We start from the raw sequence: 13,940 nt of genomic DNA, 5'->3' as shown, positions 1-13,940 counted from the left end.
ACTGCTAAGTCATGCTAGTGATAATGCAGTAAAGGGTGTTCCACAGCCAGTAACGCATCAAACGTTTATTCATCAGGTCTGATCGAATAGAAATCGTTGATATGTCTTCCTTCGCTAAGATACCAAGTCATCGCTTCCTGTCGATTATTAGCGGATATCGTAATTGTGGTTAGTCTTCCATCGTCAAAATAACAAAGCTCGTACTCTAACTCGCTTGTATAATGAGGAGTAGCGGCCATAGCTTACCTCCCAAATATTAATCATTTGAAAATAAATAAACCATTCGTTTATAGGTTTCGTTTACATCAAATGAGCAATAAAAATCAAGTTACATCACTGCCATTAATTATTTTTAGTTTAATCATTTGCCGAAATAGCTAGATTAGCAAGTCTGAGTCTCAATTTATCTCAAAGTTTTTACAGCCACTGCTTATTAAGGCTACTTTTATAAGAGCTAGAACGAGCGTTATAAGAACTAGAGCTAACCTTAAAAGGGTGAGTTAATGGATTGTGGATTTGCTGAATATCGTGAGAGGGTTAAATGAGAAAGTGTCGATGGTTAGTCTTATTAGTCTGTTTTGTATTCGCTGGTTGCGGGACTAAATTTGCCTACAACAATATAAGCTGGTTTGCGGTTAGCTATATTGAAGATTTTGTTTCTCTATCCAACAGTCAAGAAGCAGAGCTCGAAGAGCGCCTCGACTTATTACAGCAATGGCACAAAGAAACCCAACTTCCGCTGTATATGTCGCAACTGCAAGCGATTCAAAATCTAGACCGTTCTGATATGAATTCTGCTTTTATCATTGATCAAAGTGAACAAACTAAAAATCATATTCGCTCGATCGTTAATAAGTTCGCTCCAGATATTTACGCGTTAAGTATGCAGCTTACCCCAGAGCAAGATAACGAATTCTTAAAGAACTTTAGGGAAAAGCAGCAAGAATATTACGAAGAAAGATTATCATTGAATGATGAAGATTCGAGAGAACGTTATCGAAGTCGAATTGAAGATCGGTTAGAGCGATGGCTTGGGTCGGTATCGAAAGAGCAAAAAACGATTATTTTGACGTGGTCTCAAGAGTGGGTAAATACTAACGACAGCTGGCGACAATATCAAAATAATACGTATCGAGACCTAACGACACTCATGAAAAAGAAGAGTGATCTACATATTGCGCAGCCAATTATTATGAACTTACTTTTGAACAATGAAGCTTATTATCCGCAAGAACTGGAGTCTAAGCTTGATAAGAATATGCAGACATCAGCGAAATTCTTGGTGGATATCGCCGCAGCGAGTAGTGATAAGCAATGGTCTTATTTCATGAATGAGTTAGAGAGCCTCAAGACGACGTTAGTGTCACTGCAGGAGTAGGGTAGAGTGACTGTTTGCTACTAGCCTTCTGACAAACCCTAAACCGAATGCAGAGAGTTAGCCTCTGTTACTCATCAGCAGCTTTGGAATCGAGCCTTTAGCTGTCTTAGATATTTTTTGCATCAATTGAAAGCTCGGCTGTTGAATACCGTGATCACTTTGCAGTTCATCAATCATCAATAACCATAACCGTGCTGTCATTTCTGAATCGGCTAACGCTCTGTGGAAAGTACCGTCGTTGTCGATATTTTTAAAACGCACAAGGTCGCCTAACTTATGAGTCGGTGCGTCTTGGATTAGACGACGAGCAATCAACATTGAGCAAGCGAACTTGCCTGTGTAATCTCGGCCAATAAAGTCTAATTCCGCATCGAGAAAGCGCTTATCAAACGACGCATTGTGAGCAACAAGTTGGCTGCCTTGGATAAAGTCTGCAAACTCATCCATCACTTCACTGCAACTGGCCGCAGTGCTTAACATACGGTTACTGATTCCGGTATAGCTTTCAATGAACCCACTAACACGAAACCCTGGATTCATGAGCTGCTGGAAGGTGTCGACGACTTCGCCGTTAACTAATTTAACCGCACCGATTTCAATCGCTCGGTCACCCATGTTTGGCGATAAGCCTGTGGTTTCGAAATCGAGAACGATAACGGAGTCTGCGGAGTTTGGAGCCATCGTGTTTCCTAATACTATTTGGTTGTATCGCTTTATATGGGGCGCTTAGTGTTGCTACGGGGCGATCTATTGCGTGTTGTTGTTCTATTGCGTGTTGCTACTGACAGTGAGCTCAGTGTAACCCGTTGAATCGTCATGCTCTCTGTTGAAGGTCAAAGTATCGTAACGGTGAACAATCAATTCAGCGGTGGTTGCGATAATCGTCCCTTCAAGCAAATGCCCACCAATCACATCGCCATTTTTATCAGCAACCGATATATGAACATGCTGGTGGTTTGGGGTTAGCGTTGCCATAAGCGACACAATTTCGAACGGAGCTGTGATTAGCTTGGTGTTGTTTGCATTAGCCAGACGAATATTGAGTTGAGAAACACACCCGACACAAGACGCGATAGAGCCCGCTGAGATATTGTGCGCTGTCACTAGCTTTTGGAGCTCAAGCTTTAGGTCTTGGCCTCGGGTTAATCTCGTTGCGATAGGAGTGATCATCTTATTGCCTCAGTTTTATTTGTATTTCAAAGAACAAAACGAAGCCACATTGGGCTTCGTCTTATTTTTGTTTTGGCTAATGCGACTTTTCTTTTGGTTAATGCAACTTTGCATTTTCTGTCGCTGAAATTACTTAGTCTTGTTGTTGTTCTCTTTTCTTCTTAGGAACGAAGTTCAATACTGAGATTGGCACTTCTTTGCGTGGTTCGAAACCTTCAACAACGCGACGCTCAATCAGGTGACCAAGACGTTTTTCGATAATGCACAGGTTCTTGAAGTTGTCTTTCGATAGGAAAGAGATCGCTTCGCCAGACGCATCAGCACGGCCTGTACGACCAATACGGTGAACATAGTCGTCCGCTGGGAATGGGATGTCGTAGTTCACTACGCGGCTTAGGTTGTCGATATCGATACCACGAGCGGCAACACCTGTCGCTACTAGATATTTTAGGCGACCTTTTTTGAAATCAGCCAGAATCTTTTCACGAATCGCTTGGCTACGTCCACTGTGGAAAGCTTCCGCTTGGATGCCACGCTTTTCAAGCTGAGCAACCAATTTAGCCGCGCCGTGCTTAGTCTCGATAAAAATAAGCGCTTGATCCCACTCACCGTCAGTGATCATGTGGCTTAATAGTGCTGACTTACGGTCTTTATCGACGGTCACCAACCATTGTTCGATGTTCGCTTTAGAAGCGTCAGTTTTGGCGATAGAAATCTCTTCTGCTTCACTGATTGCGCTTTTCGCTAGCGCACGAACTGGCGTTGATAGCGTTGCTGAGAACAAGAGGTTTTGAATGTTTTGTGGCAAACGCGCGATGATCTTGTTGATGTCTTCGATGAAACCCATGTCTAGCATGCGGTCGGCTTCATCAAGAACCAGAACTTCAACTTCATCAAAGTGAACGGCACGTTGTCCGTACATATCGATCAAACGACCTGGTGTTGCCACAAGAATGTCAACGCCTTCAATAAGACGATCTTTCTGGTGTTGGTAAGACACGCCACCGTACATCGCTAATGATGTCAGGTTTAGGAATTTCGCGTACTTAGTAATGTTCTGTTCAACCTGAATCGCAAGCTCACGAGTTGGTGTCAGAATAACAGCACGAATGCGTTTTTTACGTTGTGTTTCACCTTTACTTAGCATTTCTAAGATAGGGAGAACAAAGCTCGCAGTTTTACCTGTACCTGTTTGTGCAGCAGCAATAAGGTTCTTACCAGAAAGCACAATCGGAATTGCTTTTTCTTGAATAGAGGTTGGCTTTTCATAGCCTTGTTTTGCAACGGCTTTAACAATAGGTGAGCTTAATCCAAGCTTGGAAAATGGCATAAGTTTCTCGGTATGATTTGGCTAAATAGCGATGGAAAGGTTCAACAATCTTATACAAGGATAAGATTAATGGCGGCATTCTACCATGTTGCTTGTGTACCGCTAGTAACATAGACACTTTAGTTGGATAATACTGACTCAATAAGACGACGATAAGACAGGGATGTATGGAAATTACGCCGAATGAACGCGATGCAGTATATAAAACGATTTTTTCTCGCCGAGATGTTCGTGGTCAGTTTCTTCCTGATGAGATCCCAGAAGACGTTTTGATGCGTGTACTAACCGCAGCGCACCATGCTCCCAGTGTCGGTTTTATGCAACCTTGGGATTTTGTCGTTGTCCGTGATATCGAAACCAAGCAACAAATCAAAACCGGTTTTAATCAGGCTCATGCCGAATCCGCGGAAATGTTCACCGATGAAAAACAGGCGATGTATAAGCGTCTAAAGCTTGAAGGCATCGTCGAATCACCTATCGGAATCTGCGTGACTTGCGACCGTAATCGAACCGGAAAGGTCGTGTTAGGCAGAACCATCAAGCAAGAGATGGATCTGTACAGCACCGTGTGTGCGGTTCAAAACCTATGGCTCGCAGCAAGAGCCGAAAACCTAGGGTTAGGTTGGGTGAGTATCCTGCATGACTCAACATTGCGAGACGCATTAGATATCCCAGAAAACATCGATATCGTGGCGTATTTATGTATCGGCTACGTTGACCACTTCAAAGATAAACCCGAACTAGAAACCATGGGCTGGTTACCAAGACGAGATGTGAATTCAGCGATTCATCAAGGAAAGTGGAACTCAGACCAAATCAAGTCAAACGAAGAGTAATTGCATCTACCAGCATTAATCTCGATGGCTAGTATCAAGATCTAAAAAAGGGCTCATTGAGCCCTTTTTGATATTTGCTTTAAACCGAGATATTAAGCGATCTCAATTTTCTCAGCTTGGTTCTGTTCTGCCATTGATATCGCTAGTGCTTCTGCAGCCTTAATACCATCGATACCAGCAGATAGGATACCACCAGCATAGCCTGCACCTTCACCAGCAGGGAAGAAGCCCTTTAAGTTGATGCTTTGGAAGTCTTTGCCACGTTTGATACATACAGGAGAAGACGTACGCGTCTCAACGCCTGTTAATAGACCGTCTGGCGTAGAGAAGCCTTTGATCTTCTTCTCGAACGCTGGAATTGCTTCACGAATTGCTTCGATAGCAAAATCAGGCAGTGCTTTTGAAATATCAGTTAGGTGGATACCCGGTGTGAATGATGGTTTTACTTCACCGATTTCACTTGGATCGCGACCTTTTAGGAAGTCACCGATTTTCTGTGCAGGGGCATCGTAGTTCTCGCCACCTAGAACATAAGCGGCACTTTCTAATTCACGCTGTAAACGGATACCTGCTAGTGCATCACCTGGGTAATCGCGTTCAGGGTCGATCCCCACAACGATAGCACTGTTTGCGTTACGTTCTGCACGAGAGTATTGGCTCATGCCGTTGGTTACTACGCGGCCTTCTTCAGAAGTCGCTGCAACCACAGTACCACCCGGGCACATACAGAAGCTGTATACAGTGCGGCCATTTTTACAGTGGTGAACGAGTTTGTAGTCCGCAGCACCTAGGATAGGGTTGCCTGCGTTCTTACCGAAGCGAGCTTCATCGATCATCGCTTGTTTATGTTCGATACGGAAACCAACAGAGAAAGGCTTAGCTTCCATGTAAACGCCACGTTCGTGCAGCATTTCAAACGTATCACGAGCACTGTGGCCAACAGCCAGTACTACGTGACGAGTTTTAATCTCTTCACCGTTAGAAAGCGTTAGGCCAGTGATTTGACCGTCTTCCATGTGAACGTCGTCTACGCGAGTGCTGAAACGGATTTCGCCACCTAGCTCAATGATAGAAGCACGCATCTTTTCGATCATGGTAACCAGTTTAAAGGTACCTATGTGCGGCTTACTCACGTATAGAATTTCTTCTGGTGCGCCTGCAGCAACGAATTCTTCAATTACTTTACGGCCGTAGTGCTTTGGATCTTTAACTTGGCTGTACAGCTTACCGTCAGAGAATGTACCTGCGCCACCTTCACCGAACTGTACGTTTGATTCAGTGTTCAGTGTGCGCTTACGCCAGAAACCAAAGGTATCTTTCGTACGTTCACGAACTTCTTTGCCACGCTCAACGATGATTGGATTGAAGCCCATTTGAGCAAGCACTAGACCTGCGAACAAACCACAAGGGCCAAAGCCGATAACGACAGGGCGCTCAGTTTGGTTCTCAACCGCTTTAGCCACGAATTTGTACTCCATGTCAGGAGTCACTTTTACGTGTGGGTCGCTGATGAATTGTTCTAACAACTCAGCTTCGTTTTCAACGAGAACATCAAGCGTGTAGATAAGTAAGATTTTTGATTTCTTACGAGCATCGTAGCCACGTTTAAAGATATTAAAAGAAAGTACCTGATCAGCGTTAATGCCAAGCTTTGCTTCAATAGCGTCTTGAATGGCTGACTCTTCATGGTCTAGTGGGAGTTTAATTTCGGTTAAACGTATCATTTCGATGTCTCGTTTTTATAGGTGTCTTAGCTAGACCGCTTCTAAACGCAGAGTTTGATGAAAACGCTGATGTTGAAAGAAGCGATAAGCTCACAATGGCGCGCATTTTACGAGAAATTGATTTATCTGTCATACTAATTTGGAAACATGGAGCAAATAGACACGATATTAGAGTCGTATGATGTTGAATTTTGCCTTGGGATGAGTATTATCCCCCATTCTTCAATTTTGACTAACTTATAGAGCAGAGCATCATGGCATTTGTCGTAGGCGATAACTGTATTCAATGTAAATACACAGACTGTGTGGCGGTATGCCCCGCAGATGCGTTCCATGAAGGCCCGAATTTCATGGTAATCAACCCAATCGAATGCATTGATTGTGGTTTATGTGTACCTGAATGTGATGCTCAAGCGATCTTCCAAGAAGATGAACTGCCAGAAGATCAAAAGATCTTTATTGAAGTGAATGCCGAGCTTGCCGAGATCTGGCCAGTGCAAACGGAAGTAAAAGCACCGATGGATGAAGCTGAAAAGTGGAATGGTGTGTCTGATAAGTTGGCAATGCTAGAAAAGTAATTCTGCTACTTGAAATAAACCTTCCCCCAAAAAAGATCCCCAACTCAGTCGTCCCTCCTTCTTGAGGATGACGGCTGATGATTCAGTTAATTATTGACCTACTTGCCACGTTATATTTCAAAATCTACTTGATGCTTTGTGCCGTGAGAGCTGGTGGTTGGTTTTGTCTCTATCTCTAAGTTACGTCATTCCCTACAGCGAGGGACGAGCAAGATAGGGAATCTTGCTCTTCATATCCGCGAGTTCTATTTCGTAGTTTACTCTTGAATCGATTAGCTATGCTGACGACGCATGTTGTCGAGAATGATGCCTGTCGCCATTGCTACGTTCAAAGACTCCGCGCCACCGAATGCAGGAATCGTAATCTTATCCGTTACGTATTTAGCCGCGTGTTCACGAATACCGTGAGACTCGCTACCCATTAGCAAAATGCCGTTGGCAGTAAACTCCGTCTTATGAACACTTTCGCCTTCTAAGAACGCACCGTAAACCGGTAGGTTCGCTTGCTCTAAGTATTCAGGTAAGTCTGTTTGGCTTACGTGTACTCGGCCAAAGCTACCCATAGTTGCACTGATGGTCTTAGGGTTGTATGGGTCTGCACAATCGCTGCTCGCAACGATATGCTTAATGCCATACCAGTCTGCTACACGAATAATCGTACCTAGGTTGCCCGGGTCTGAAACGCCATCTAGTGCAATCATCAGCCCAGTGGCTTTTGGCAGTTCAAATGTTGGGATCTCAACGACAGCAATCGCTGCATTGTTGCTGACCAAAGTACTTGCTTTGGTGAGGTCATCCAGTGAAGCTTCAACACAATCAAACTCAAACAGTGAAGCGTGATTTTCAGATAAGAAATCAGCGGTAGCAAAGACGTTCTTCACGACTAAGTCACTATTGAACAGCTCAAGAACGTTCTTTTCACCTTGAACTAGAAACAGGCCGTGGGCTTTACGTTGTTTCTTTTGGCCCAAAGCACGAAGGAGTTTTAATTGGTTTTTTGAAATCATGTTTTTATCCTAGATATAAGCCCGCGCATTATAGAGCAAAGGTTGGAGAACCAAAAGCGTGATAGCTCAATGCGATCCACATAAAAAGCAAAAGCGACCCACTTAAAAAAGAAAAGCGCACTAAATAGCGCGCTCTTATGAGATTTACTTACCAAAGATTAAGCTGAACAAGCTAGACGAACAGAGAAGGCCGGGTGAACTGACCGCTTAATATGGAACAGGATAGCGCTTAAACACTGTGTTGATATCAGTGAGTATCTCTTCTGATAGAGGCTTGCTGAAAGCGGCTACGTTTTCTTTCAGCTGTTCCATTGTCGTCGCTCCAATGATGGATGAGGTAACACCATCGACTTGATTACACCATGCTAATGCAAGCTGGCTCGGCGTAAATCCATGAGTGTTCGCGACTTCTGCATATCCTTTTACCGCTTCATTGGCAGATTCGGTGTCGCGGAAAATGCCCTTACGCTGCATGTATGTCCAGCGGCTGCCTTCCGGTCTTGCACCATCAATGTATTTTCCACTGAGCATTCCTCCAGATAACGGTGACCAAGGCAGGTAAGCGACATCTTCATGCACACAGTTCTCAATCAGATACGGCCAGTCTTTTGCGTGCAGTAGGCTGAATTCATTCTGAATCGAGACCATGCGTGGCAAATCGTGTTTTTCGCTCAGCTTGAGATAGGTGTTGATACCCCAAGTAGTGTCATCAGACAAACCAACATGACGGATTTTTCCTGCTTTAACGCAGCTCGCTAGGGCTTGAAGGATCCCCAACATTTCCCCTTCATGCTGCTTCCGGTCGATATCACTGAAGCGAATTTGATTTGGGAACTGTTTTCCAAAGTGAGGTGTATTTCGATTTGGCCAATGCAGTTGATATAGGTCGATATAATCAGTCTGTAGACGTTTTAATGACGCATCAACCGCTTCGATTACGGCTTCACCCGTTATAGGACCACCATCTCGAACCCAAGGAAGGCCTGGGCCTGCAATCTTACTCGCTATGATCAGTTCTTGGCGGCGCTGCGGGTGGCGCGATAGCCAGTTACCAATGATCGCTTCTGTTTTGCCGTAGGTCTCTGGAGAAGGCGGAACCGCGTACATTTCTGCAGTATCGATGAAGTTAATACCTTGGCTTAGTGCGTATTCGATCTGTTGGTCGGCTTGCTGCTGCGTATTTTGCAACCCCCAAGTCATGCTGCCAAGACAGATGCGGGAAACGGGAATTTGACTACTTCCTAGTTTTGAATATTCCATTGAATTCGGGATTCCTGTGGTTAAGTTCTCTGGTACTCGCATTAGAGTTTTTGAAAAGAGAGCGAGTGAGGAATGAAAACGAATATAAATTATTAGCACAAAATGACACGACAAGGTATGGCTGAGGGAAGTTTAATAAGTCATTTCTCAACGTAGCGAATGAGCTAGCCGCATAGTCGTGGAGCTATAGATATAAAGCAGGGGAGTCACAAAACGTGAATGGGTTTGACGCCTGAATAGGACATCATAGAAAGAGAGAAGAAGAGTCAAAGACAAAAGAGCTCTACATCATAGAGAAGTAGAGCTCTTTTATTAGGGGTTCTATAAATATGTTCTGAGTATTGATTAAGTTACGAGGTCGCGTTGGTGTCAAACCCACCTTGAGATTGCGCCTGTCTTAGAGCTTCCTGCCTTTGAACTTCTTTCTCAGTTAATGCTGGCTGAAGCGTTTCCTCAGAGGCTTGAGGAGATAAAATGAAATATTTATTAATCGTCATAACTGTGTCTCCGTGTAACGTATGACAGATTCTGCATCAAGGATAAAGGGTGATCATCATCCACTTTGTACTTTTTATAGGCTGAGAGTGGAGGGCGTAGAATGCGTACAAAGCGATCTCTTATCATCCGTATGCAATGTTGAACTGACGAAGCCCTCTGATTTCAAGTATAGGAAGCTCGTCTAATTTCGCACAATAATGATGTAGAGCAATTACATAGATGGTCAGGGGCGTAAGATGAAAAACCTCGCTACTGACTCTGCGTACGTATTTATTTAACAATGCCTCGCTTATCTATATGAATAATAAAGTCAGTAAATCAATTACTTAATCCATGGTGAGATGAATTATGGAAAAGCTTGTAGAACGTTTTCTGAATTACGTTACTTTTGATACTAAATCCGATCCTTCTAATCAGCAGTGCCCAAGTTCACCGGGTCAAATAACATTTGCTGAAGCCTTAAAATCAGAATTGATCGCATTAGAGTTAGCTGATGTCTCTTTAGATGAAAATGGCTATTTGATGGCGAAACTGCCGTCGAATGTCGATTACGATGTGCCTGCCATTGGCTTTGTCGCACATATGGATACCGCTCCTGATGCTTCCGGTGCGAACGTGAAACCACAGCTGATTAAAGATTATCAAGGTGGAACGATAGAATTAGGTGCAAGCGGTGAATGCCTGAATCCAAGCCAATACCCAGATCTTGATACCTTGCATGGCCATGACCTTATTACGACTGACGGTACGACTCTGCTTGGGGCTGATAATAAGGCGGGCATCGCTGAAATCATCAGTGCGATTGCTTACCTCAAAGCGAACCCAGACGTTAAACATGGCGATATTTGTATTGGCTTCACGCCAGACGAAGAGATCGGCCGTGGTGCTAACTTGTTTGATGTTAAGAAGTTTGGTGCCGAATGGGCGTATACCATTGATGGTGGCCCGGTAGGGGAGTTGGAATTTGAGAACTTTAATGCCACGAGCGCCGATGTTATCTGTCATGGCGTGAATGTTCACCCAGGTACCGCAAAAGGTAAAATGGTGAACTCGATGAACATCGCGGCGCAATTCCAATTGATGATGCCAACGCAAGAAACACCCGAGTGCACAGAAGGTTATGAAGGTTTCTACCACCTGAAATCAGCTGAAATGGGTGTAGCGCGCTCTGAACTGGGTTATATCATCCGTGATTTTGAACGTGAGGGTGTAGAAGCGCGTAAGGCATTCATGCAACAGAAAGTGGATGAGCTGAATGAGCGTCTTGAGAAAGGCCGTGTTGAGCTGGTGCTAACCGATAGCTACTTCAATATGAAAGAGATGGTTGAACCGCATCAACATATTATTGAATTAGCGAAGCAAGCGATGATCGAGTGCGATGTTGAGCCAATGATCAAACCGATCCGAGGCGGTACAGACGGCGCTCGCTTATCTTTCATGGGGCTACCATGTCCGAATATCTTCACTGGCGGTTATAACTTCCACGGTATTCATGAGTTCATTACCATTCAAGGCATGGAGCAAGCGGTAAAAGTGATTGTCGAATTGTCTCAGCGTACGGCGAATCATTACCAAAAATAGGATATCAAAGCGTTATATCTCTTTGTATTTTTAAGAGTATTCAATAATACTCTCTTTAAGCATAAAGGAGTACGCGATGAAAAAGTTAGTTTTACTTTGCACCCACTTAGCCGTGGGTGCTTTTGGTTTTGGGCTTGGTGTCTATGCACTACCTATCTTGATTGAGCCTGATTCTCCTTCCTCAAGTTCTGTTGAAGCGATCAGTCAGCAGGCTATCTACACAGGCGAGTTCACTAAAGACCGACAAGACAGTGACTTTTTGCATTGGGGAGAAGGGACCGTTTCTGTGTCTGAAAGTGCGATAGCTTTTGAAGGTGAACTGGCACCGGGGCCTGATTATAAAGTTTACCTATCACCTAAATTTATTGAAACCGAGCAGGCATTCAATGACAGCAAGAGCGAACTACTTCGAGTCGGAGATGTGAAAACATTCGACCGATTTATGGTTGAGCTGCCTGAAGGTACTGATCTTAATCGATTTAATACGGTTGTGATTTGGTGTGAAACTTTTGGTCAATTTATTACTTCTGCCAAGATAAAATGATAGCCTTACTAGGGCGTGTTGATCTTTCGAGCTGATTTTTGCAGCGAGTTGCTGGGTATTTATACAAGGCAGAGACTTCGATGTGTAGCTAGCCTACATGAGAAGCCGATAACGTAGTAGGAATGACCAGCAAACGCTGCCCGAAGGGTTCGACTAAAAGCGTTTTACTCTTTGTTGAGGGGGATTTGCTTAGAATGACTAGGCTACTTCCCCCTCGCCGCGATTAAAACGCTTTTATTTCGAACAAAATTTAACCGCGAAAGGTCAACACGCCCTAATAGCTGAATTAATCATGAAAAGGAGCGCTCTATTTTTGAGCGCTTTTTTATAATGCGTTTTTTGGGTTGAGTCAGTCGCTGTAAAGCTCGTCGTTATAAAGCTTAATTGTTGTAATACAAAGGAATACGTAATGGAAAAGTTGTGGCAAGTGATCGATTTCTTACTCGCTAATAAGTTTATTTTTAGTGTGCTGATCATCTGCATTATATTAATTATCCGACGAATCACTCTGTCTCGAATCCGTGGTGATGTCGCTTTTCTCAGTGAAGATCAACGTAACTGGATGTCACGTACCAAGAACGGTACGTTTGCCATTATTATGGTCACTTTATTTGTGCTGTGGAAATCTGAAATCAGCGAATTTGCACTGTCGGTCACCGCCATTGCTGTTGCAATCGTGGTAGCTTCAAAAGAGATCATCTTGTGTTTTACGGGGTCGATTCAACGCGCAAGCTCTCGTTCATTTAGAATTGGTGACTGGATCGAAGTAGGCAAAATCAGCGGCGAGGTGATTGAGCACAACTTGATGGCGACTGTGATTCAGGAAATCGACCTATATCACGGGCAATACCATTTCACAGGTAAGACCGCTACGCTGCCCAATAGCATGTTCTTCACTTACCCGGTCAAGAACCTTAATTTCATGAAGCGCTACGTTTATCATAACTTTTTTGTGACGGTAAAAGACTTCGTTAACCTATATCCAATGGTGCCGGGCCTTATTGTTAAAATTGAAGAGCATTGTGAAGAGTTTATCGATGTCGCGCGCCGTTATAACGGTGTGATCGAAAAACACGCTGGCGTTGACCTTCCGGGATCTGAGCCTCATATCCATATCACGAGCAGTTCGACGGGTGAGCAAGAAGTGCACTTTATGATCTTCTGTCCGACCGAAAAAGCGATTCATCTTGAGCAAGATATTCGTAAAGACTTTATGGAAGCGTACGCAGAGGCCTTTCCAACTAGCGTTTGACCCCAATTAACGCTTAATCCTAACTAACGCTTTATGTTGTTTACGTATTTCATGTTCGAAACGTAAGGCTCTGAAAGTAAAAGAAAGCCGAGAGCGATAAGATCGACTCTCGGCTTTTCTATATCTGAAATTCAGCTTCGATATCAGTCTAGGTCAGCGAGTGGTAGCCAGTCTACTTCCACACCAGCTTGCTCAAACATATCTTGGCTTATCTTGATCTTATCTCCCCAACGAGAAAGGAAGTCTTCACTTTGCTCTGGGCAATGTACCGCTGAAATCCCAGTTTGGATGATTTTTGCTGCACAGTTCGGACAAGGGAAGTGAGTCACCCAAACTTCACAACTGTCTAAATCACGTTTAGCAAACAAGATTGCATTTTCTTCAGCGTGAAGCGTCTTGAGGTACTTCATTTCTCTGTCATCAGTATCCGCACTATCAGACACGCCATGTGGGTAGCCATTAAAACCAACGGAAACAATACGGTTGTGCTTAGTGATTACGGCGCCGACTTGAGTTGAAGGATCTTTACTCCAAGAACCGACCAATTCCGCCATTTGATAGAAACGTTTAGCCCATTTTGAAATCATGAGAATTCCTTAACAATTAAATGTGAATGCTTATCTGTCTGACCATACATTATGTTAGACAATATCCATAGAGAACAAAAGCTGAGAGGTTGATTTACTTAGGAATTGTAACGCGTTTGTAACCACTTTATAAGCACTTGGTTTCAATTAACATATTGATACACTTTGGCTAGTTATAATTGATATTCCTCGGAC

Annotated in this window: 15 protein-coding genes; 6 read left to right on the top strand and 9 right to left on the bottom strand. The window is 43.7% G+C overall.

Features of this window, described 5'->3' with window-relative positions; all coding sequences use genetic code 11:
* Positions 1-65 precede the first annotated feature (65 nt).
* Positions 66-239 (bottom strand): hypothetical protein, encoded by a 174-nt coding sequence (locus L3V36_RS20065; protein ID WP_017077429.1) that lies wholly within the window; start codon positions 237-239, stop codon positions 66-68.
* A 302-nt stretch (positions 240-541) separates the two neighbouring features.
* Here L3V36_RS20065 and L3V36_RS20060 point away from each other — a divergent pair, with 302 nt between their 5' ends.
* A complete protein-coding gene (locus tag L3V36_RS20060) occupies positions 542-1,378 on the top strand; it encodes a DUF6279 family lipoprotein (RefSeq protein WP_208775357.1) in 837 nt (278 codons plus the stop codon).
* A gap of 57 nt (positions 1,379-1,435) precedes the next feature.
* Here the strand turns inward: L3V36_RS20060 and L3V36_RS20055 are convergent, their stop codons facing one another.
* The 3 genes from L3V36_RS20055 to L3V36_RS20045 form a co-directional block, all read right to left on the bottom strand.
* Complete coding sequence (locus L3V36_RS20055; protein ID WP_004731776.1) at positions 1,436-2,059, bottom strand: 3'-5' exonuclease; 624 nt, start codon at positions 2,057-2,059, stop codon at positions 1,436-1,438.
* Positions 2,060-2,143: 84 nt separating this feature from the next.
* Entirely contained in the window at positions 2,144-2,548 is a 405-nt protein-coding gene (locus L3V36_RS20050) for a DUF296 domain-containing protein (RefSeq protein WP_102456103.1), read from the bottom strand.
* A 133-nt stretch (positions 2,549-2,681) separates the two neighbouring features.
* On the bottom strand, positions 2,682-3,878 hold the full coding sequence (locus tag L3V36_RS20045; protein ID WP_010431064.1) for a DEAD/DEAH box helicase: 1,197 nt from the start codon (positions 3,876-3,878) through the stop codon (positions 2,682-2,684).
* Positions 3,879-4,045: 167 nt separating this feature from the next.
* Between L3V36_RS20045 and bluB the strand changes: the two genes are divergently transcribed.
* Complete coding sequence (gene bluB, locus L3V36_RS20040) at positions 4,046-4,714, top strand: 5,6-dimethylbenzimidazole synthase (RefSeq protein WP_017096089.1); 669 nt, start codon at positions 4,046-4,048, stop codon at positions 4,712-4,714.
* A 92-nt stretch (positions 4,715-4,806) separates the two neighbouring features.
* Here the strand turns inward: bluB and L3V36_RS20035 are convergent, their stop codons facing one another.
* Positions 4,807-6,438 (bottom strand): NAD(P)/FAD-dependent oxidoreductase, encoded by a 1,632-nt coding sequence (locus L3V36_RS20035; RefSeq protein ID WP_017077435.1) that lies wholly within the window; start codon positions 6,436-6,438, stop codon positions 4,807-4,809.
* Positions 6,439-6,692: 254 nt separating this feature from the next.
* Between L3V36_RS20035 and fdxA the strand changes: the two genes are divergently transcribed.
* The gene (gene fdxA / locus L3V36_RS20030; protein WP_004731764.1) at positions 6,693-7,016 is read left to right on the top strand and encodes a ferredoxin FdxA; all 324 of its coding nucleotides are present in this window, start codon (positions 6,693-6,695) and stop codon (positions 7,014-7,016) included.
* 272 nt (positions 7,017-7,288) lie between these two features.
* On the opposite strand, the gene L3V36_RS20025 is transcribed toward fdxA, so the two are convergent.
* The 3 genes from L3V36_RS20025 to L3V36_RS20015 all read right to left on the bottom strand — a co-directional run bounded on the left by L3V36_RS20025 (position 7,289) and on the right by L3V36_RS20015 (position 9,780).
* A complete protein-coding gene (locus L3V36_RS20025) occupies positions 7,289-8,023 on the bottom strand; it encodes an RNA methyltransferase (protein WP_017099786.1) in 735 nt (244 codons plus the stop codon).
* A 207-nt stretch (positions 8,024-8,230) separates the two neighbouring features.
* Positions 8,231-9,283 carry an aldo/keto reductase gene (locus L3V36_RS20020; protein WP_102556812.1) on the bottom strand — a complete coding sequence of 351 codons (1,053 nt, stop codon included), beginning with the start codon at positions 9,281-9,283 and terminating at the stop codon, positions 8,231-8,233.
* A 350-nt stretch (positions 9,284-9,633) separates the two neighbouring features.
* Entirely contained in the window at positions 9,634-9,780 is a 147-nt protein-coding gene (locus L3V36_RS20015) for a hypothetical protein (protein WP_004731758.1), read from the bottom strand.
* Between the two features lie 349 nt (positions 9,781-10,129).
* Between L3V36_RS20015 and pepT the strand changes: the two genes are divergently transcribed.
* The 3 genes from pepT (at position 10,130) to L3V36_RS20000 (ending at position 13,158) form a co-directional block, all read left to right on the top strand.
* Positions 10,130-11,362, top strand: a complete 1,233-nt coding sequence (gene pepT, locus L3V36_RS20010; RefSeq protein WP_108092061.1) for a peptidase T — start codon at positions 10,130-10,132, stop codon at positions 11,360-11,362.
* A gap of 76 nt (positions 11,363-11,438) precedes the next feature.
* Entirely contained in the window at positions 11,439-11,906 is a 468-nt protein-coding gene (locus L3V36_RS20005) for a DM13 domain-containing protein (protein ID WP_108092060.1), read from the top strand.
* 409 nt (positions 11,907-12,315) lie between these two features.
* Positions 12,316-13,158 carry a mechanosensitive ion channel family protein gene (locus L3V36_RS20000; RefSeq protein ID WP_004731751.1) on the top strand — a complete coding sequence of 281 codons (843 nt, stop codon included), beginning with the start codon at positions 12,316-12,318 and terminating at the stop codon, positions 13,156-13,158.
* Between the two features lie 143 nt (positions 13,159-13,301).
* Here the strand turns inward: L3V36_RS20000 and L3V36_RS19995 are convergent, their stop codons facing one another.
* Positions 13,302-13,745 (bottom strand): cytidine/deoxycytidylate deaminase family protein, encoded by a 444-nt coding sequence (locus L3V36_RS19995; protein WP_004731749.1) that lies wholly within the window; start codon positions 13,743-13,745, stop codon positions 13,302-13,304.
* Positions 13,746-13,940: the final 195 nt, after the last annotated feature.

The organism is Vibrio sp. G-C-1, assembly GCF_021728015.1.
GTDB classification, from domain to species: Bacteria; Pseudomonadota; Gammaproteobacteria; order Enterobacterales; family Vibrionaceae; genus Vibrio; species Vibrio splendidus.
This window is presented reverse-complemented; position numbering and strand designations above follow the sequence as displayed.